Source organism: Gilvibacter sediminis, from assembly GCF_028561565.1.
GTDB lineage: Bacteria > Bacteroidota > Bacteroidia > Flavobacteriales > Flavobacteriaceae > Gilvibacter > Gilvibacter sediminis.
On sequence record NZ_JAQQTE010000022.1, the window covers coordinates 276456 to 296097 of the forward strand.

Annotated in this window: 19 protein-coding genes; 9 read left to right on the forward strand and 10 right to left on the reverse strand. The window is 42.7% G+C overall.

Going from position 1 to position 19642, the window contains the following annotated elements:
- Together POW22_RS13500 and POW22_RS13505 are read right to left on the reverse strand one after the other, a co-directional pair.
- Window positions 1-1774: ABC transporter ATP-binding protein (locus POW22_RS13500; protein WP_272833286.1), on the reverse strand; the 1774-nt coding region annotated here is incomplete at its 3' end.
- Window positions 1774-3495: a phospho-sugar mutase gene (locus POW22_RS13505; protein ID WP_272833287.1), complete on the reverse strand. Its 1722-nt coding sequence runs from the start codon at window positions 3493-3495 to the stop codon at window positions 1774-1776. The genes POW22_RS13505 and POW22_RS13500, both read right to left, overlap by 1 nt.
- A gap of 171 nt (window positions 3496-3666) precedes the next feature.
- Here POW22_RS13505 and POW22_RS13510 point away from each other — a divergent pair, with 171 nt between their 5' ends.
- Window positions 3667-4635, forward strand: a complete 969-nt coding sequence (locus tag POW22_RS13510) for a hypothetical protein (RefSeq protein WP_272833288.1) — start codon at window positions 3667-3669, stop codon at window positions 4633-4635.
- 43 nt (window positions 4636-4678) lie between these two features.
- Entirely contained in the window at window positions 4679-7312 is a 2634-nt protein-coding gene (locus tag POW22_RS13515; RefSeq protein WP_272833289.1) for a T9SS type B sorting domain-containing protein, read from the forward strand.
- Here POW22_RS13515 and POW22_RS13520 read toward each other — a convergent pair.
- Both POW22_RS13520 and POW22_RS13525 read right to left on the reverse strand, forming a co-directional pair.
- Window positions 7309-8250, reverse strand: coding sequence for a glycosyltransferase family 2 protein (locus tag POW22_RS13520; protein ID WP_272833290.1), 942 nt, complete (start codon window positions 8248-8250; stop codon window positions 7309-7311). The two genes, POW22_RS13515 and POW22_RS13520, sit on opposite strands and share 4 nt — an antisense overlap.
- Window positions 8251-8259: 9 nt before the next feature.
- A complete protein-coding gene (locus POW22_RS13525; protein ID WP_272833291.1) occupies window positions 8260-8787 on the reverse strand; it encodes a DUF4199 domain-containing protein in 528 nt (175 codons plus the stop codon).
- A gap of 164 nt (window positions 8788-8951) precedes the next feature.
- On the opposite strand from POW22_RS13525, the gene POW22_RS13530 reads away from it, so the two are divergent.
- The 3 genes from POW22_RS13530 to POW22_RS13540 all read left to right on the forward strand — a co-directional run bounded on the left by POW22_RS13530 (window position 8952) and on the right by POW22_RS13540 (window position 11204).
- Window positions 8952-9203, forward strand: a complete 252-nt coding sequence (locus POW22_RS13530; protein WP_272833292.1) for a type B 50S ribosomal protein L31 — start codon at window positions 8952-8954, stop codon at window positions 9201-9203.
- 81 nt (window positions 9204-9284) lie between these two features.
- Complete coding sequence (locus tag POW22_RS13535; protein ID WP_272833293.1) at window positions 9285-10463, forward strand: GlmU family protein; 1179 nt, start codon at window positions 9285-9287, stop codon at window positions 10461-10463.
- Window positions 10464-10538: 75 nt separating this feature from the next.
- The gene (locus POW22_RS13540) at window positions 10539-11204 is read left to right on the forward strand and encodes a hypothetical protein (protein WP_272833294.1); all 666 of its coding nucleotides are present in this window, start codon (window positions 10539-10541) and stop codon (window positions 11202-11204) included.
- Window positions 11205-11448: 244 nt separating this feature from the next.
- Here POW22_RS13540 and POW22_RS13545 read toward each other — a convergent pair whose 3' ends face one another.
- Both POW22_RS13545 and POW22_RS13550 read right to left on the reverse strand, forming a co-directional pair.
- Window positions 11449-11724: a hypothetical protein gene (locus POW22_RS13545; protein WP_272833295.1), complete on the reverse strand. Its 276-nt coding sequence runs from the start codon at window positions 11722-11724 to the stop codon at window positions 11449-11451.
- A 20-nt stretch (window positions 11725-11744) separates the two neighbouring features.
- A complete protein-coding gene (locus POW22_RS13550) occupies window positions 11745-13328 on the reverse strand; it encodes an ABC transporter substrate-binding protein (protein ID WP_419181003.1) in 1584 nt (527 codons plus the stop codon).
- Between the two features lie 116 nt (window positions 13329-13444).
- Between POW22_RS13550 and mtaB the strand changes: the two genes are divergently transcribed.
- Entirely contained in the window at window positions 13445-14797 is a 1353-nt protein-coding gene (gene mtaB / locus POW22_RS13555) for a tRNA (N(6)-L-threonylcarbamoyladenosine(37)-C(2))-methylthiotransferase MtaB (protein ID WP_272833296.1), read from the forward strand.
- On the opposite strand, the gene POW22_RS13560 is transcribed toward mtaB, so the two are convergent.
- A complete protein-coding gene (locus tag POW22_RS13560; protein WP_272833426.1) occupies window positions 14794-15093 on the reverse strand; it encodes a GNAT family N-acetyltransferase in 300 nt (99 codons plus the stop codon). The two genes, mtaB and POW22_RS13560, sit on opposite strands and share 4 nt — an antisense overlap.
- Before the next feature lie 268 nt (window positions 15094-15361).
- Here POW22_RS13560 and POW22_RS13565 point away from each other — a divergent pair, with 268 nt between their 5' ends.
- Both POW22_RS13565 and POW22_RS13570 read left to right on the forward strand, forming a co-directional pair.
- A complete protein-coding gene (locus POW22_RS13565; protein WP_272833297.1) occupies window positions 15362-16039 on the forward strand; it encodes an alpha/beta hydrolase family protein in 678 nt (225 codons plus the stop codon).
- A 43-nt stretch (window positions 16040-16082) separates the two neighbouring features.
- Window positions 16083-17015, forward strand: a complete 933-nt coding sequence (locus POW22_RS13570) for a lytic transglycosylase domain-containing protein (protein WP_272833298.1) — start codon at window positions 16083-16085, stop codon at window positions 17013-17015.
- Window positions 17016-17017: 2 nt separating this feature from the next.
- On the opposite strand, the gene POW22_RS13575 is transcribed toward POW22_RS13570, so the two are convergent.
- The 3 genes from POW22_RS13575 to POW22_RS13585 form a co-directional block, all read right to left on the reverse strand.
- Window positions 17018-17719, reverse strand: a complete 702-nt coding sequence (locus POW22_RS13575; protein ID WP_272833299.1) for a TlpA family protein disulfide reductase — start codon at window positions 17717-17719, stop codon at window positions 17018-17020.
- A 91-nt stretch (window positions 17720-17810) separates the two neighbouring features.
- The gene (locus tag POW22_RS13580; protein ID WP_272833300.1) at window positions 17811-18368 is read right to left on the reverse strand and encodes a DUF2892 domain-containing protein; all 558 of its coding nucleotides are present in this window, start codon (window positions 18366-18368) and stop codon (window positions 17811-17813) included.
- Window positions 18368-19258, reverse strand: coding sequence for a DUF6263 family protein (locus POW22_RS13585; RefSeq protein ID WP_272833301.1), 891 nt, complete (start codon window positions 19256-19258; stop codon window positions 18368-18370). Before POW22_RS13585 ends, POW22_RS13580 begins: the two co-directional genes overlap by 1 nt.
- Before the next feature lie 155 nt (window positions 19259-19413).
- Here POW22_RS13585 and rpmH point away from each other — a divergent pair, with 155 nt between their 5' ends.
- A complete protein-coding gene (gene rpmH, locus POW22_RS13590) occupies window positions 19414-19572 on the forward strand; it encodes a 50S ribosomal protein L34 (protein ID WP_272833302.1) in 159 nt (52 codons plus the stop codon).
- Window positions 19573-19642 lie beyond the last annotated feature (70 nt).

The window sequence follows — 19642 nt, forward strand, 5'->3', positions numbered from 1 at the left end:
GAGTGCCTTGTTCTGCAATTTCTCCTTTTTGCAAAACAACAATGTGATCTGCATTTTGAATGGTAGACAGACGGTGCGCTATAACAATGGAAGTTCTGTTTTGCATCATGTGCTCTAAGGCGTCTTGCACCAAACGCTCCGATTCAGTGTCTAAGGCCGAGGTGGCCTCATCCATAACCATAATTGGCGGATTCTTTAAAACGGCTCTGGCGATACTCAGGCGTTGTTTTTGCCCTCCGGAAAGTTTATTACCCGCATCGCCAATATTGGTTTCAACACCCAATGGCAGCTCTTTTACGAATTCCCAGGCATTGGCCACTTCAAGCGCACGATGTACTTCTTCATCCGTAGCGTCTGGTTTTCCCAAGAGTAGGTTACTTTTAATAGTATCGTTGAATAAGATCGAGTCTTGTGTGACCAAGCCCATAAGCCCGCGCAGGGAAGCTTTGGTTAAGTCTCTAATATCCGTGTCATCAATGCTGATGTTACCTTTGTTGACGTCGTAGAATCGCGTCACCAAATTGGCAATGGTAGATTTTCCACTTCCGGATTGCCCTACCAAGGCCACGCTTTGCCCTTTTTTAACCTCTAAAGTGAAGTCTTTTAGCACGTATTCGTCCTCATATTTAAAGGAGATATTGTTTATACTGATGCTTTGCTGGAACTCCTCCTTTTCAATAGCGTTGGGTTTGTCTTCCAGTGACGATTCTGTATTTAAAATCTCCAACACACGCTGAGCCGCTGCGTTTCCGCGTTTTACACTGTAACTCGCCTTGCTGATCGCTTTGGCGGGTGTAAGGATATTATAGGCCAATCCCATATAGGCGATAAAATCACTGCCGTCCAAAGTGCCATCGATCAAAACCATACGTCCACCAAACCAAAGCAGAATAGCGATCACAAAGATCCCTAAGAATTCAGAGGTAGGGGAAGCGAAGTTCTGCCTGTTGAGCAATTTGTTAGAAAAGTTGTAAAAGCGAAGGGTAGAGGCCTGAAACTTTTTACTAAAGGCTCCTTCACCGTTAAATCCTTTGATCACTTTCAATCCGCCCAGGGTTTCTTCCACAATAGAGAGAAAGGTTCCTTGCTCTGCCTGAACGCGATCGGACTTTCGTTTTAAGGACTTACCAATTCGGGAAATGATGAATCCCGATATCGGAATGAAAATAAAGACAAAAATGGTCAACTTACCGCTTATGAGCAACATGGTGATTATTGTGAACACTATGGTCAAAGGCTCTCTTACAATCAGCTCTAAAATAGAGAGGAACGAATGCTGGATCTCCTGAACGTCGTTAGAGATCCTGGCAATGGTGTCTCCTTTGCGTTTTTCAGAATAAAAGGCAATCGGCAATCGCGTGATCTTATCAAACAATGCGTTGCGCAGATCCTTTAATACGCCGTTGCGCAAGAAAGTGATGAAATACATCGCCAAATAATTGAAGATATTCTTAAAGAAGAACATCACGATCACCAGACCAATCACCAAGATCAAAGCCTTTGAAGCATCGTCTTGAGCAAATTGGTCCACCTGATAGGCCATATACTGTTTAAAGTAGTCTACCGTGTCTGCAATGCCTGTATACTCGGGTTTTTGAGCTGATCCTGGCTGGCCGTCAACGAGCTCATTTTTGAAGAGCACGTCCAGCATAGGAATCAAGGTGACAAAGGATAAGGCGCTGAATAGGGCGTAAAAGATGTTACACACTATATTCCCAATAGCATAACGCTTGTAGGGACGCGCGAAAGAGATAATCTGTTTAAAATATTGCACTAGCGCAGATTGAATTGAGCTGCAATGCGGTCCATTTTGTCTAGCAATGCGGCTTGCGTTTTACGATAATTGCCTTCCCAGGGCGCATTGGCACTGAGATAGAATTTGATCTTTGGTTCGGTACCACTCGGGCGGGCAGCCACTTTGGTTCCTTGTTCGGTCCAGTAGATCAAAACGTTCGACTTTGGCATGTCGATGGGGGTTTGAGAACCGTCTGGGTGCGTGCTCACGCTGTGTTGATAGTCATCAACACGCACAACGGCTTCTCCAATAATTTCTTTTAAAGGGGTTTCTCTAAGCGACTTCATCATGGCTTGAATCTCTTCTGCACCAGACTTGCCTGGTTTTACAAAGGAGATCAACTCTTCCTGATAAACTCCGTATTTTTTATATAACTCCACGGCGTAATCCAATAAGGTTTCGCCTTTGGCTTTTTGTTGGGCAGCGATCTCACAGGCTAATAAACTTGCGGTCACAGCGTCTTTATCGCGAACAAAATCGCCTATCATAAATCCAAAACTTTCTTCCCCGCCGCCAATTAAATTGCGTTCAGGCATGTCTTTGACCATTTTGGCAATCCATTTGAACCCAGTCAAGCCCAATTCACACGGCATGCCGTAATCTGCAGCCAAAACGCCCATCATGGGAGTAGAAACAATGGTAGAAGCTATATAATCTTCGGACTGAATTCCGCTGCTGGCCGCTTTTTGAGCCAATAAGAAATGTGTTTTGATCACCATGGCTTGATTACCGTTCAAAATGGTCATCTTGCCATTCTCATCACGCACGGCTATTCCTAAACGGTCCGAATCTGGATCGGTCCCAATCACCATGTCTGCTCCAGTATCCTCGGCTATTTGCATGGCCATAGAAAGGGCTTCTGGCTCTTCTGGGTTGGGTGATTTAACCGTTGGGAAATCTCCGTCTGGTGTCGCTTGCGCTTCTACGATCTGCATTTGTGAATAGCCTGCTCGGGTCAGTACTTCTGGGATCACGGTTACCGAAGTTCCGTGTAAAGGGGTAAAGACCACCTTCAGTGCTGCTCGCTGTTCTGGCGTGGTATCTTTCATCCCGTTCGCTAAAGAAGCAGCTATGAAAGCCTCGTCGAGTTCAGTGTCTATATTGTGAATCAAGTCTGCATTACCTTCAAATTGAATGTCGGTATAAGCCAGCTCGTTGATCACTGCAATGATCTCTTTGTCCTGTGGAGGTACTAATTGGCCTCCGTCTTGCCAGTAAACCTTGTACCCGTTGTATTCTGGTGGATTGTGCGATGCTGTCAAAACAATTCCGCAGTGACAGTTCAAATGCTTTACCGCAAAAGAAAGTTCTGGAGTAGGGCGCAGGTCAGAAAACAAAAACACCTCGATCCCGTTCGCAGAAAATACATTGGCTACTTCTGCAGCCAAACTTTTACTGTTGTGACGACAATCATAAGCAATGGCCACTTTTAACGATTCTCCCGGGAATACCTTTTTTAGATACTGTGAAAGTCCTTGAGTATTCTTGCCTAGGGTGTATTTGTTGATCCGGTTGTCACCTGGTCCCATAATTCCACGCATGCCCCCGGTTCCAAAAGCGAGATTCTTGTAAAAGGAATCTTCCAAGCCTTTAGGGTCGTTGGCGATCATCTCTTTGATCTCCTGTTGTGTAGTTTCATCAAAAAACGGAACCAACCATTGGTTCACGCGCTCTAAAATTTCTGGTGCTATGTAAATCATCGCTATGAATTATTAACAAAGGTACAATAATCGCCCTGTTAGGGGCACTTTTTTAGAAAAGCTTAAAACTCTTGTTGGATTGAATTTGGAGGGGTAAATAGAGTAAACGTCTATCGGATTTACCAAAAATAACACATTCCTTCGGTATTTTCGGGTACCAACCTATGAACAATGAAAAAATTGCTATTCCTAATTGTTGGCGGATTGCTATTTGTGCAATGCTCCGATGATGATAAAGCCATTGATCTCGTTTTTGAAGGCGTGACCAATGGTTCTTTTTTGCGTACCGTAGATTTTGTCCAAGCTGACTTTAATATTAACGATCCCGAAAGTCGATTCAATGCTGTTTTGGAACAGCAAGATGTTGAAGATGGCGATTTGCTACGCGAGATCGAGGTGTACGCCCAATATATAGATCGAGATTCAGACAACGGCAATGTGCCTGATACCGAGGTGCTTTTTGATCTCATTAAAAAAGAAGACATAGAAACAGGTCCGGTGGGATTGCCTAGATTTAATCTGGACTACAGTTTAGATGAGGTTTTGACTGCCTTATCTGTGCCACTGTCTGCTACCAGCTGTGGGGATCAGGTTGTTTTACGCCTATTGATTCGCTTAGAGGATGAACGCACTTTTACAGTAGGTAGCGGCGCGTCTTGTATTATTGCTTTTGAGACCTTTTTTAGTTCGCCATATCGGTATTCCATTCCTTTAGTGGAACCTATTGCGCCAGAATTATTTACCGGAACCTATAGATATACCAGTGTGTTGGACGGTCCTTTTGGGCCTACTTTTGGTCCGCCTCATTTGGTAGAAATTACTACGGGAGCCAATCAAAACGTTAGAGAGATCCGTTTTCCTGGGCCGCCAGAATCTCCCACCAACGGACGTCCGCGTGTGTTCTATTTCACGGTAGGTTGTAATGAATCCTTTTTTTGGGAGAATCAATTGCGCAAGCTCAATGCCAACTGCAGCGAGCGCGCAGACGATATCCTTTTGGGACCGGACAGTGTGAATGCGCCTTTAGATCCACTGGAAGATTCTGTATTCGAATTATGGCTTGTGGAAGGCTATTTAGGATTTGACGGCAGTACCGGAGTAGGCACTGTTCCTTCGCGAATCCGCCTTGATAAACAATAAAAAACCAAATCTGATCCTTATATTTAACCAAAAATTGCACCCTTTGAAACGCGTATTATTACTGAGTTTACTTTTACTCGTGAGCCTGGCTCATGGGCAACGTGAAGCCGCCAATTGGTTTTTTGGCAGCAACGCAGGCTTGGATTTCAATTCGGGAGAACCCGTGCCGCGTTTAGACGGTGTTCTCAACACCGTTGAGGGTTGCGAGACCATTTCTACGCCAGAGGGTAGTTTGTTGTTCTATACAGAAGGACGTAATGTTTGGAACCGCATTCATGAGGTCATGCCTAATGGGGAGGATCTCAATGGTAGCTTTTCGGCGACGCAATCGGCTTTAGTGATTCCGCAGCCAGGCAGCACCAACCTCTATTATATTTTTACTTCTGACGTGGTTCAGGCCTATCAAGACGGTGGCGCTGGAAACGGTTTTAACTATTCTGTGGTCGATATGAATTTGGCCGGAGGATTGGGAGATATCTCCGAAAAGAATGTGAATCTGCTTCCTCAAGGTTCTGAAAAGATCACAGGCGTACGCGCAGCAGATGGAGAGAATTACTGGGTGATCACCCATTTTGAAAATCGCTTTTATTCGTATTTCGTGGATGACACCGGCTTGAATCCAACTCCTGTTATTTCAACCATCGGTCCAAACATCAATGATTTCAATAATATCCGTGGAGCCATAAAGGCTTCTCCAGATGGAGATCAATTGGCAGTTGCCCATTCCATATTTCAACCCAACTTTTCGGGACAGTTCCTCCTCTATGATTTCAATACGGAAACAGGAGTGGTGAGCAATGAAGTGGTTTTAGGAACCGATTTGGTGTTTTACGGCGTAGAATTCTCTGCAGATTCTTCCAAGCTTTATGCCAGCGGAAAGACCATTAATGGCGATACCGGAGCTACAGAGAACATCAACATCATTCAATACGATTTGGAAGCGCCAGATGTAGTGGCTTCACGCTTTACAGTAGCGGACATTCCCAATCCTTTCATTAGTGATCTGGCCGGAAGCCTTCAAATTGCTATTGACAAAAAGATCTACCATTCCATTCCGAATAACAATCTTTCGGTGATCCGAACGCCTAACTTTCCACGGCTTGACAGTGACTTTAGGTTGTACGATACCGATCTGGGTGGGCGATCCACCAAATTTGGTCTGCCGCCTTTTATTCAGTCGTTCTTTGAGAGTATTGTAGATATTGAGAATTTCTGTTTGGGAGACGAGACCGCCTTTACCATTACCGCAGACGATCCAATAGTGGCGGTCAATTGGAACTTTGGAGACCCAGCCAGTGGAGCGGCCAATACTTCTACCTTGATCAACCCCACGCATATTTTTAGTGGCCCAGGGGTCTACACGGTGACATTGGATGTAGAATACGAAACACGCCCTACGCAGCGCTACATTGAATTTGTGGAGATTGGTGATGCACCTATTGTCAACAGTGGCGTACAGTTGGTACAATGTGATATAGACGGTGTAGACGATGGAATCTCTCGATTCAACCTCAATGAAGCTTTGACGGAACTCATAGGAGATCCTCGTGGATTTACCGTGAATTTCTTTAGAACCTTAGCAGATGCTGAGAACAATGAAAATGCGCTACCAGAGATTGGTTACGAAAATGAATTTAATGGGCAGGTAGTTTATGTGCGCGTTTTTGAAAATGCGCTCTGTTTTGCCATTGCGCCGGTAACATTGATCGTAGAGCCTATGGCTTATGCTGGGGATGTCACCTTGGTGGCGTGTAATCGCAGTGACAATCCAGATTTTGAAGCTATTGTGGATCTGGTTGACTTTGAAGCACAGCTTTTGGAATTGTATCCAGGAGCAGAAATAAGCTTTTTTGATACTAGAGATGACGCCTTATTAGAGCTGAATCCGTTGGTGGACCAAGTGCAATTCACCGCTTTTGACACGGAATTAGCGGTGTATTATCGTGTAGAATACAACAATGATTGCGCCTTTATTGGACGAATTATTCCAGACATTAGACCGGTTCCAGAAGCACAGGATATTACCCTGGAGATCTGCCCGGATGAGAATGAGATCATTCTTGATCCTGGAGATTACGCGGGTTACTTATGGGATAACGGGGAAACAACACGCACTATAGCTGTTAGCGATCCGGGTGTTTATGTGGTCGATGTTTTCAATGGGGTTGGTTGTAATACAACCGTTACGGTCAATGTAGTTGCCATTCCTGTGCCTGCTTCCATTACCGTAGTTGTGGCTGATTTCCAAGATCGAAACACCGTAACTGTAGAAATTGAGGAAGAAGGTCCCTGGCAGTATCAATTGGATGGCGGCCTCTTGCAATCAGATAATGTGTTTACCGATGTATTGGCTGGTCCAAGACGTGTAGCTGTCTATGCGGAAGATTGTTTGATCTATGAAGAAGATATTTTTGTAGGTGGCGCACCGAATTATTTTACACCCAATGGAGACGGCTTCCACGATCTATGGCATATCTTCAATGCTCGTGAATTCCCAGGAGCCACCATTAAGATCTTTGACCGTTATGGGAAGATCTTAAAAAACCTGAGACACAATCAATTGGGGTGGGACGGTAATTATCGCGGCAATCCTATGCCGTCTAGTGATTATTGGTATTTGATTGAGTTGCCTGATGGAAGAAGCGCTCGTGGGCACTTCTCGTTGATTCGGCGTTAGATCGTCTCGCTGATGTGGTAGCGGTCCTTTCTGTCACGATTACGAAGTACCATTTCTCCTATGAATCCAGCCATAAAAAACTGAGTTCCCATGATCATCGCAGTCAGCGCAAGGTAGAATTGAGGACGCTCGGTGATCAAGCGTCCAGTTTTATTCAGAAAGAGCTTATCAATTCCCAAATACAAACTAAAGAGAAAACCAATCAGCAGCATTAAAGCTCCAATAGCTCCAAAGAAGTGCATTGGGCGTTTGCCAAAGCGGGATAGGAACCAAATAGTGATCAGGTCCAAAAAGCCATTAATGAAACGTTCCATCCCAAATTTGGTGGTACCGTATTTGCGCGCTTGATGCTTCACCACCTTTTCTCCGATCTTGTGAAAGCCGGCATTTTTAGCCAAAACCGGGATGTATCTATGCATTTCACCAGTAACCTCTATGGTTTTGGTGACGCTGCTGCGATAAGCCTTTAGGCCGCAGTTAAAGTCGTGCAGCTTTACCCCAGAGGTTTTACGCGCTGCAAAGTTGAAGAGTTTTGAAGGCAGGTTTTTAGTTACCGTATTGTCATAGCGTTTTTTCTTCCAGCCAGAAACTAGATCGTAACCGCCTTGTTTGATCATGGTAACCAGTTCAGGGATCTCTTCTGGATTATCCTGAAGGTCCGCATCCATAGTGATGACAATGTCACCTGTAGCCGCTTTAAAACCGGCGTGGAGCGCTTGAGACTTGCCGTAGTTCTGCAAAAAGCGAATCCCTTTAACCTGCGGATTCTTTTCTTGCAGTTGTTTGATAGTTTCCCAGGAACCATCCGTACTTCCGTCATCTATAAACAGAAGTTCATAAGAAAAACGATTGGACTGCATCACGGAAGCAATCCAATCGTGTAATTCGGGTAACGATTCTTTCTCGTTAAGTAAAGGTATTACTACCGATAAGGTCATAAAATCTTATTACGCCATTGGGTTATTGCGCTTCATAATCAAACCAGTGATCAAGGAAGTGATGAATCCCATGAAAAGCGTCCCTACAATACTGATAGTTACCATGATCCATGGCTGAGTAAAGTTTCTGGTCATGTCCATGGCTGCGTCCATCTGCTCTTGGGTCATATCTGGCTGACTTTCCAGCATTTGTACCTGAGCATTTTCAACTACTTGGTCAATAAAACCAGGCTCTACCACAGTGATGAATAGATACATCCAAACCGCACCAATAAGCGAGGCGATAAGGGTAACTCCCATCCCGGTCTTAAGGGCTTCCCCTAGACTCATATAACCACCATTTTGTGAGAGAAATGCTCTGTAGGCCATGACAATTGCTCCGATCATGATTGCAACTCCCAATACCGTAGACCACCAAGGTCTATCCATATAGGTGTTGGTGACATAAGTAAGAACGCCAATAATGATTGAACCTAGACCCCAAAGGGCACCGTAGTTCAACGCAATGTTTTTAACCGAAGGTTGAGGATTTTCCATACGAAGAAGTGTTTAGTTTGGTTGGTTAGTACACAAAGATAAGAATTCGTTACATTTCAAATTCTTTTGAAATCGAGATTAAAAAATAAAAAAGAAAGCTTGTACATTGATAAAAGATGATTAAATTTGCAACCTCAAAAATGTGAAGTTTAAGATATAACGAGATGAAAAAAGGAATTCACCCAGAAAACTACAGATTTGTCGCTTTTAAGGACATGTCAAACGATGACGTCTTTATTACCAAGTCTACAGCCAATACCAAAGAAACAATCGAGGTAGACGGAAAAGAGTACCCATTGGTGAAGTTGGAGATTTCTAGAACTTCACATCCTTACTACACTGGTAAGTCTAAATTAGTTGATACTGCTGGTCGTATTGATAAGTTCAAGAACAAATACGCCAAGTACAAGAAATAAACGAAACGTTATTATTTTGCAAGGAGCCTTCGAGAGATCGGAGGCTTTTTTTGTTAGTTTTACTCTCAGAAAAAAGTCTTTATGAACTATATACTCTTTGACGGCTCCGTGCGTGATCAATTATTGCCATTCACCTTTACGCGGCCTGTAGCAGATATACGCGTCGGAATCCTTACGATCCGTGAAAAATGGGAACATGTATTGGGTTATACCACGACAACCGTTACAGAGGATTATTTGTCAGATAAGTTTCCCATGGTGGAGATGGAGGCCAATATTCTGATCAATGGCTCCTTTTTACCCTCAGACAATCTCGCGACTATTGTAAAAGGTTTGCAACCAGGACAAGCTTTATTCTATGATGACGAGCCTTTGGCATTCTTCGCGGCTGAGGGAGAGGAAGTAGATTTTGACGCCGCTGAGGTGATTCAGTATAGCTATGATGATGTGATTCGCATTGCCAACACCTGGGACATCTTTAAGCACAATGGCGCTGCCATAGCCCGAGATTTTGCTTGGCTTACTCAGGATAAGCAATCCCAGGCTTTAGGAGACGGAGTTCATGTTATAGGCGACCCTGATTTGGTATTTGTTGAGGAAGGTGCCAAGGTGTATCTCGCCTCATTGAATACTACTGACGGACCAATTTACATAGGAAAAGACGCAGAGGTCATGGAAGCTTGTGCTATTCGTGGGCCCTTTGCGCTTTGCGAACATGCTACCTTGAAAATGGGGGCTAAGATCTATGGCGGAACCACGGTAGGACCACACTGTAAAGTTGGAGGAGAGGTAAATAATTCTGTTCTCTTTGCTTACAGCAATAAAGGACATGACGGTTTTTTAGGTAATTCCGTTTTAGGAGAATGGTGCAATATGGGTGCAGATTCTAACAACTCCAATTTAAAGAATAACTACGCTCCTGTGCGCCTTTGGGATTACAGTACTGAAGGCTTTGCCAAAACAGGGCTGCAATTTTGTGGCCTGATGATGGGAGATCACTCCAAATGTGGTATCAATACCATGTTTAACACAGGAACTGTCGTAGGAGTTAGTGCTAATATCTATGGCGGAGGTTTTCCGCGTAATTTTATTCCGAGTTACAGCTGGGGCGGTTCTTCAGGCATGGTGACCTACAAGACCAACAAGGCTTTTGAAACTGCTAAAGCCATGATGGGACGTAGAAATGTAGAGTTCACAGAAGCGGACCAAAAGATCATGGAAGAAGTCTTTCAACAGACCGCCAAATGGCGCCGGGATTAGGTTTTTTGCTTACGTAAGCCAACAGGATAATGCTTGGTTATTAGACCATTATACTGCATTTGAATATAATTAGCCATGAGTAGATATTCATTTTTAATAGTACTGTTAATTACGGTTAGTTGCGGTAAAAGAGTTTATCCAGTTTTAGAAAACAAGACTCTTGTCGATATTACGAATGAATTACAAGAAGATGTTTTGCTAGGAGAAAATATTAACTTTTTCTTTCTTAAATGTGAGGATTCTTTTGTTGAAAACTACGGAATAGCGGCTATTTATGCTAATACTTTAAACGACCTAAAAACGGGTGATTATTATATTAATTCACCAATTTATCTTTCATGGATATACAGCTTTCCACCGAGCTATTACTTCATTTATAAAGATAAGCCAGTTCTGGTATATGCCAGAAAGGAGGGTTTTGCTAATCCAAATTTGTACACTCAAGCGCAAACAGAATTATTTGCAAAATATCTTATGGATGATTGGAATTACTATTATCAGTCAACTGAGAAGTCTCAGTATCCTTTAGAGTCTTGGGATGGCTGGTATCGAGGCAATACCGATTTTATTATGAGACACCCAGATAAAGTAAAAGTGAAAAAGAATATTCCACAAGTGATAAAATACTTTGAATTTGACGCTTATGACTATACTCAGCCAAATGAGAATTACAATTTTTATCAAGATCTTAAAATCGAAGAATTAAGACTGAGAAAGGCAGATACTATATTTTTAAAGTAATCAAAGCTAAGAGCAAGTCACCATCTCAATTTAATTTCTAGCGAATTTATAGGGATAAACGGATTTCTTGTATTCAAATAATCACTTCATTGGATTTATAAACACGTGGCAAAAGTTTTTTTAAGGCAGAAATAAATGCACTAATTTTAATTGGGGAGGGGTTGGAAACCCCCGTATTTTTTTTGGTTTCTATTTCAAAACCAAAAGCCGCTATTAACCTTGTTATCATCCAAAAAATGTAAGTCTAGCGCACAAACATCATATAATAGAAAAAGCCTAGAATCACTGAAAAGATCACACTAAAGACAAACAACTGTTTTAAAAATAGCTTTCTGCGAGCTTCTTTGACCTTCTTTGTAAAGGCCTCCATCTGTGCTGGAGTGAATTTTTTATGATCCTCAAACTTGCCGTAGGTGCCGGGCTTATACACCTGTCCGTCATCAAATCGAGACTTGCGTTCCCGTTTGTTGTTTTTCAAAGAGGTAATCATGGCCTGAACGGCACCACCAAAAAAAGCCATAGGCAAGCAATTATATTATCTCAATTCTTTCTAACCCGCTTCAATACTAAGAAGTTCTGCGGGTTGATTCCTAAGCCTTCCACGTCTTTACTGACAAAGCGCAAGGCCATATCGTAATATAAGGGTACTACAGGAGCCTGATTTGTTACAATAGAATCCAGTTTTTTGTAGAGTATCTGCCGATCCGCGATCTCTGGAACATTCAATGCCACTTGATACAAACTGTCAAAAACAACACTCTTAAAGTGGGTGTAATTAGGGCCGTTGGGTGTGAAGTTTTTACTGTAGAAGAGGGAGAGGTAATTTTCGGCATCTGGGTAATCCGCGATCCAACTGGCTCTAAAAATGTTGAGTTCTCCACTGGACTTCATTTGGCGTAGGGTAGAGGGTGGCATCACTTCTATTTTGACACCTATGCCAATTTTCTCCAATTCGCGTTGAATGTATTCACAAAAGTCCAAATACTGGCTGTTAGTTCCAATAGTGATCTTGGGCTGCATATCACCCGTCTCCTTCTTGTATTGCTCCAAAAGCTCCAAAGCCTTTTCTGGGTTGTAGTTGTAGCCTATTGCTTCGTTATAACCTGCAAGACCCTTGGGAATAAAGCCGTGTTCCGCGGGAATACCAACACCATTGCGCAGATAAGTGATCATTTTTTGACGATCAAACCCGTAATTTATCGCCTGTCTAAGCACTTTTGATTGTAATATACTCGTGCTGTCCCCCATGAACAGGCCCAAATATTCCGTATTTAAAAATGGACTCTTCAGCAGGGTAACGCGATCTTCATATTTAGGGCGGAGTTTACCATCAGCAGTGAGGATTTCATCCTTATAGGAATTATCCAAACTGTTCACCATATCCAAATTTCCTTGCACAAACTGTAGGAACTCACTTTGCTTGTCAGGCAAAAAAGTAATGGCCACAGCCTCTAGGTAGGGCAGCTTATTCCCTGTGCTGTCGGTTTCAAAGTAATTCGGGTTTTTACGCAAAACCAATTTCACATTCTCCTCCCAGAGTTTGAAGGTAAAGGGTCCCGTTCCAACCGGATGTTTTCTAAAGTCGTTTTGATAATAGTCTATCGCCTCTTTTGGAACTACTGAAAAGTAGCGCATCCCCAGCATTCCTAAAAAAGGAGGAAAGGCTTCTTTGAGTTTTATATTGACCACTGTATCGTTGATGGCACTGATCTCATCTACAGGGTTCATTACCCAACGCCCTGGAGAGGCGATCGTTGGATCAATGAGTCGATTAAAACTGTAAACAAAGTCTGATGCCACAACCGCTCTGGTCTTTTTTGAGCCAAAAGCGGCATCCTCATGGAAATAAACATCAGATCGCAGTGTAAAGCTATAGGTGAAGGTACTGTCGTTATAGGTCCAAGATTTGGCAATATCCGGTTGAATATTCAAAGCATCATCCAGCTGTATCAACCCATTGAACAATTGGTTAGCGGGCCAAATATTGGCGGGATTCCTTGCAAAAGCAGGATCTAAGGAAGAAATATTGCTGTGCTCGTTGTAGCGAAAAACAAGATGATCACGGTTAGAATCAGCTTCTGAACTGCATCCCAACACACTAAAAATCAGCAGTAAAACACTCAAAACATAAAGTGCAGATATCCCGACCTTTAATTTTAAGTTCCTGTAATTTAGTTGTAATTTTGCCCGCTGAATCTGCATATGCATATGCCGATAAAGATAATAAATAGCCTGTTGATTTGTCTTTAAAAGTTGCACATAAAAAGAAGCCGAAAGTAGCTTTTCACACCCTAGGTTGTAAGTTGAACTTCTCAGAAACCTCGACTATTGCTCGTGGTTTTGTCCAAGAGGGGTTTGAGCGTGTGGACTTTGGTGAATCTGCAGATATCTATGTGATTAATACCTGTTCGGTTACTGAGAATGCAGACAAGCGCTTTAAAACCATTGTCAAGCAAGCTCAGAAATCCAACCCTGAAGCCTTTGTGGCAGCCATAGGTTGTTATGCGCAATTGAAGCCACGAGAATTAGCCGATGTTCACGGTGTAGACTTGGTTCTCGGGGCTACGGAGAAATTCAAACTGTTGGATTATATCAATGATCTCAGCAAGAACGATTACGGTCAAGTGCATTCCTGTGAGATCAACGAGGCAGATTTTTATGTAGGTTCATATGCCATAGGCGATAGAACCCGTGCTTTTCTGAAAGTACAGGACGGCTGTGATTATAAGTGTACCTATTGCACCATTCCTTTAGCAAGAGGGATTTCTAGAAGTGATACCCTTGAAAACGTTTTGAACAATGCTGCGGAGATCGCCTCCAAAGACATTAAAGAAATTGTTTTGACTGGGGTAAACGTCGGTGATTATGGCAAGGGAGAGTTTGGCAATAAGAAGCACGAGCACACCTTTTTGGATCTGGTGAAGGCCTTGGATGAGGTTCCCGGAATTCACCGATTGCGTATTTCTTCCATCGAGCCAAACTTGCTTAAGAACGAGACCATAGACTTTGTGGCGCGTTCTAATAGCTTTGTGCCGCATTTCCACATTCCATTGCAAAGCGGTAGCGATGCGCTTTTAAAACGCATGAAAAGACGTTATCTAACGCCTTTGTATACGGAACGTGTGGCGCGAATTCGCGAGGTGATGCCAGATGCCTGTATTGGGGTGGATGTCATTGTTGGTTTCCCTGGGGAGACTGAGGAGCACTTCTTGGAGACCTACAACTACTTGAATGAGTTAGATATTTCTTATTTGCACGTATTTACTTATTCGGAGCGTGACAATACGGAAGCGGCTAGCATGTCAGATCCAGTGCCGAAAAAGATTCGCTCTAAACGATCACGCATGTTGCGTGGTCTTTCGGTAAAGAAGCGTCGGGCGTTTTATGAATCTCAATTGGGAACTTCTAGAACTGTTTTGTTTGAAGGCGAGAATAAATCAGGCTATATCCACGGTTTTACAGAAAACTACGTAAAGGTCCGCATGCCTTGGGATCCGGCACTAGTCAACACCTTGCATCAGGTTCAGCTGAGCGAGATTGATGAAGAAGGATTTGTGCGTTTTGAGTTACTCCGAGAGGCCGGCGTGGGTTAGATGGATATTCCTACGGGGAGTAGATCTTTGTAGATTCTTCTGTTTTTTCGCATAAAAGATGCGATCTCAGGACTTGTTGGAACCAAGCGGATATTTCGGTCTTCCACTTCTTTAAAAACAGCTTTGATAAAAATATCTCGGAAACCTTGTTCCTCCATATCTTCAGGCATATAGTATTTGGTAAGGAAGATTTTTCTCTCCTGAAGAGAATATTCAATTCTAGCCATATTATCACCAACCTCAAGTTCAAACTGTCTTAAAAATTCATTGTCGTGGATTTCTACGTCTTCAATCATCATTTCAATTTTTTTAGATTACCAGATGGTCTCGCTGAAACTCTCCAGAGATTTCAGTACCGCTTAGTTTAAGTAAAATTTGGGTTGGTTGCAGATCTCACACCGTTTTTCAATTTATCCGCTGATAATTAGCTAGTTAGTTAGTCTGTCGTTTGGTGTTAAATCTGTGGTAAAAGCTAGCAAAACTCATTAGAAATATTACTAATTTTACAGCGCAAAGGTACGAAATATCTTTGTTTCTACCCTGATTTTTAACGAGAAACCGCAGATGCATCAAACGCATATACACGTCTACTTGATCCCTGGTATGGCGGCTGGACCAGAGATCTTTGAAAACATCCATTTGCCAGCAGATCGCTTTAAGGTCACCATTTTGGAGTGGATGATCCCTGAGGATGATGAATCCTTAGAAGCCTATGCCAAGCGTATGGCTGATCGCGTTGATGACCCAGCCGGTTATTTAGTTGGTGTTTCTTTTGGTGGAGTAATGGCACAAGAGATGAAGGCCTTTTTGCCAGATGCCAAGGTGATCATTATATCTAGTGTAAAGTCCAGAGCAGAATTGCCCATGCGATTTTCTTTGGCTAAGAAAAGCAAGATCTATCAGGTGTTACCTACAGGCTTAGTGGTGAACAGCAGGAATTTAAGGCGATTTGCAATTGGTCCACGTTCCAAAAAGCGCCTAGAGCTCTATGATAAGTTCCTCTCTGTAAGAAACAAGCAATACTTAGATTGGGCCATAAAAATGATGATCTGTTGGCCTAGAGAGACCGCAGATCCTGATGTAGCTCATATTCATGGGGATAAGGACATAGTATTCCCTATAAAACACATCGAGGGAGCGGCTGCCATTGCGGGAGGCACGCACGCTATGGTCATTTACAAGGCAAAATCCGTTACAGAACAATTAATTAAGCTGTTAAACAAAGGTGAAGTATTGGGCTAAATGCCGGTATTTGCTATCTTTATTCTGGGAAAATTAGTGAATCATGAAGAAGTATTACAAAGCAATAATGTTGGTGTTGGTGGTCTGCTGTGCAGGTCTTATGATCAATGCAGTTCAAGACGCTCCAACCGATGAGAATTTAGAGGTTAAAATTGTAAACGATTACAATATCTACGCCTTGCCATTGCCCGATAAAATGAGTTTTGCTGGGGAGGAGGTTCCTCTAAGTGATCCCGATATACGCGAGCGTATGGACCGGGAGCTTTTGGTCAATACCTATTGGCAGTCCAACGGGCTCTTGATCATGAAACGCGCCAAGCGCTATTTCCCGGTAATTGAACCCCTATTGAAAAAATACGGTCTTCCGGACGATTTCAAATACCTCGCTGTGGCAGAGAGCGCATTACAAAACAATCGGTCTCCTGCAGGAGCAGCGGGCTTTTGGCACTTTTTGAAATCCACGGGTCGTGAGTACGGTCTGGAGATCAATGATTATGTGGACGAACGCTACAACTTGGAGCTTTCCACCAAAGTTGCCGCAGAGTACTTGAAAAAATCCAAAGAGCGTTTTGGAAGTTGGACCTTGGCTGCTGCTGCGTACAATGCCGGTAATGCGGGGATCAGCAAACAACAAAAGCGTCAAGATGCTTTTGGCAGCTATTACGATCTCTTACTTAATGATGAGACGAGCCGTTATCTGTTTAGAATTTTGGCCTTTAAAGAGATCATGAGTAATCCTAAGAAATACGGATTCAATTTTAGAGAGCAAGACCTGTATCAGCCGATCCCGACTTACGAGGTGGTGATTGATACGGCCATTACAGATATGCCTGCTTTTGCTAAGAAATTCAACATTAATTACAAGATCTTAAAGTTGCACAACCCTTGGCTTAGAGATACTTATCTCAAGAATGCTTCACGAAAGAAGTACACCATCACCATTCCTAAAGAGGGCGTGTACAGTATGGGGCAGTAACCTTAATTCTGACCTAACAATGAGTTTGGGTAAGGAGCTTCCTCTTCAGTGAATAAGAGGGCTATCCCTTTTAAAAAGGAGTCGTAATTCAAGGAGTAGGAGACCTCGTATTCCTCAGAATAAGGATGAAGTACACCGCGACGCACATCTAGAATCTGTTTGTTGGAAGAAATAAAGAAAGAGGTTGGAAAGCCTAAACTGTGCTTCATACTAATGATCACGTGATCGTGGATATTCTCTGTCTCGTCAATGTACACCACGTCCATTTTAGGATGGTATTCTTTGGCCACGGCTTTCACTTGAGCTTTTGTGTTCCAGAATAAGATCACGAAATCAATATAGGGGTGGTATTGTTCCACAACCTTATTGAGTGCTGGGATTTCACCGTTTCCAGGCGTACACCAAGATGCATAGGTCATCAAAAAGACAGGCTTCTCGTAATCGTGAAAGTAAACGGTACGCCCTGACAGTTTCTTGAACTTAAAATTGTCCATATAACTGTTGATCACCACGTGTTTGACCAGAGAATCGAAAAGGAATGCGCCCCGCTCATAGTCTTTGAGTTCGTAGGCATTGTCTGCGTTTATAGCGTATTCTTTGAGCTGTTCTTTAACTTTATAAGAAAATAAGCGTCTTGGGTCTGTCCCTTGAGAGAAGGCCTTTAAACACAATAAAAGAAGCACTAGGTGTATTAGTTTCACCATAGGCAGTTAGGGGTAGATTCGTGGGGCAAATTAAGTAAAATCCCTTGATTACCAAATTTTTAGCCCTAGAAAAGAAGTATTTTTCTTACTTCTAGCGTCTGCGCCCGCCGCGTTGGAACTGCTGTCTAGGCTGTCCGCCTTTCTTCATTTGCTGCTGCATCATCTTGAGTTGATCCCCCAACATATTGTGCTTGTCTAGCTTTTTGGCCTCGGTAAGTAAAGCCTGAGCTTCTCTTCTGCGATTCTTGGTCATCGCAATTCCTGCCAAGTTCATTTTGGCAACCGCCAGATCTGTATCGAGGTTTAGTCCTAGGCTTATGGCCTTCTTGAAATATTTCTCTGCCTCATTCATATTGGTCTGAGAGACCATCATTCCGTTGAGGTAATTATAATATCCTTGTTGCTTTCTAACCAAAGCAGCCTCAGGATTCTTGATCTTATCCAACCATTTTTTTGCGCCGGGAAAATCTTGCTTGCGCAGTCTTAAAAAGGCGAGCAGAATGAGTTCGTTCTTAAAGTAAAGAAATACAAAGACTCCGGCTAAGAGGATCAACATGATCCCATTACCTATGTAGTCTTCAGTCATTTGCCAAACGGCGGCAGCTACAAGAGCACCGGCCAATACGAGTTTGATATACTTATTAAACATTACTTATTAATGGTATAGTCTGTAATAGTTGTGATTGAGGTTGGGATGGCTTCGTCTCCTAAAGCTTCTGCAAAGGATTCTCCATCTGCAGTAGATTCTGAGTGATAACTGGTGATAAAACCGTGTGCTGAGTCTACCACGATCTGTGTAGTCTGTGTCCCTTCACATTGAATCTTAGTGGTTCCTGAATCAATATTCATTTGAATTTCGGCGGTTCCTGCAATGTTTACAATGTTGCGATTAAAGGATTCCAAAGTCCAGACATGCTGCGCCTTTAGATCACCGTCAATTTCGGTTTTCCAAGTGTCTCCTTTAGTTTTTTTAGATTCTGGATAGATATAGGTGAATTGCTCAAATCCAGCTGCGATCTTTTGTCCTCCGTATTCTTTCTCCATGCCTTGACGCATAGCGGCCAATTGCATTTCATCTTCAATACCCGATTTCTTCAACATATTGTCAATCAATGCATCGCCCCCCGTAATGTCAATGATGCGTCCTGTTTTAAGCATCTCAAAGGTCATAGGAACATTGAGTAAACCTCTAAAGATGGTCTGGGTGATATCGGTTTCATCATACTCCTCATTAGCGGTATCTACGGAGAGCATAGGTCCCATAGTTTCGGAACGCATTTCATAGGCGAAATTCGTGAACTCAAATTCAATCATATAGGAATCCTTAGTAACATCCACCACAGTGAGCAAAAACTCCGCTTGGATATCGTTAACGAGCTCTATGTTCATCCCCGTAATACTCTGTTTGATGGTTTGTAGGGATTTTTGGGTTAGGTTGAATTGATCTCCTTTTTTAAGATTGTATCCCAATTTTTGCTGACCAAAGGCTGTAGCGGCCGAAATAAGTAAGAAAAACAGGGTTGTTTTGAAGAATTTCATTACACGAAGTATTAGGGTGCAAAGAAACTAATTTTTTAAGGAAAAAAAGTTTTTCAGCTTGCCTTTGTGAAAGAAAAAAATGATTGTATATTTGCAGCCGACTTTGAGAGAGGTCATAAGAATTCAATTCAAGAAGATACTAAAGTAAACAGACGATGAAAAGAACTTTTCAGCCATCGAAACGTAAAAGAAGAAACAAGCACGGGTTTAGAGAGCGCATGGCGTCTGTAAATGGCCGTAAGGTATTGGCCTCAAGACGTGCTAAAGGCCGTAAGAAATTAACCGTGTCTTCTGAAGCACGTCACAAAAAATAATGTTGATAATCTGTATATAAAAAGGTGTTGTTTCTTTAAACAACACCTTTTTTTTATGCCTACATAGCCG

Coding starts and splice junctions, on each gene's coding strand:
- POW22_RS13505 (WP_272833287.1), bottom strand. CDS start 3,495: ATGATTTACATAGCACCAGAAATTTTAGAGCGCGTGAACCAATGGTTG.
- POW22_RS13510 (WP_272833288.1), top strand. CDS start 3,667: ATGAAAAAATTGCTATTCCTAATTGTTGGCGGATTGCTATTTGTGCAA.
- POW22_RS13520 (WP_272833290.1), bottom strand. CDS start 8,250: ATGACCTTATCGGTAGTAATACCTTTACTTAACGAGAAAGAATCGTTA.
- POW22_RS13525 (WP_272833291.1), bottom strand. CDS start 8,787: ATGGAAAATCCTCAACCTTCGGTTAAAAACATTGCGTTGAACTACGGT.
- POW22_RS13530 (WP_272833292.1), top strand. CDS start 8,952: ATGAAAAAAGGAATTCACCCAGAAAACTACAGATTTGTCGCTTTTAAG.
- POW22_RS13535 (WP_272833293.1), top strand. CDS start 9,285: ATGAACTATATACTCTTTGACGGCTCCGTGCGTGATCAATTATTGCCA.
- POW22_RS13540 (WP_272833294.1), top strand. CDS start 10,539: ATGAGTAGATATTCATTTTTAATAGTACTGTTAATTACGGTTAGTTGC.
- POW22_RS13545 (WP_272833295.1), bottom strand. CDS start 11,724: ATGGCTTTTTTTGGTGGTGCCGTTCAGGCCATGATTACCTCTTTGAAA.
- POW22_RS13560 (WP_272833426.1), bottom strand. CDS start 15,093: ATGATTGAAGACGTAGAAATCCACGACAATGAATTTTTAAGACAGTTT.
- POW22_RS13565 (WP_272833297.1), top strand. CDS start 15,362: ATGCATCAAACGCATATACACGTCTACTTGATCCCTGGTATGGCGGCT.
- POW22_RS13570 (WP_272833298.1), top strand. CDS start 16,083: ATGAAGAAGTATTACAAAGCAATAATGTTGGTGTTGGTGGTCTGCTGT.
- POW22_RS13575 (WP_272833299.1), bottom strand. CDS start 17,719: ATGGTGAAACTAATACACCTAGTGCTTCTTTTATTGTGTTTAAAGGCC.
- POW22_RS13580 (WP_272833300.1), bottom strand. CDS start 18,368: ATGTTTAATAAGTATATCAAACTCGTATTGGCCGGTGCTCTTGTAGCT.
- POW22_RS13585 (WP_272833301.1), bottom strand. CDS start 19,258: ATGAAATTCTTCAAAACAACCCTGTTTTTCTTACTTATTTCGGCCGCT.
- rpmH (WP_272833302.1), top strand. CDS start 19,414: ATGAAAAGAACTTTTCAGCCATCGAAACGTAAAAGAAGAAACAAGCAC.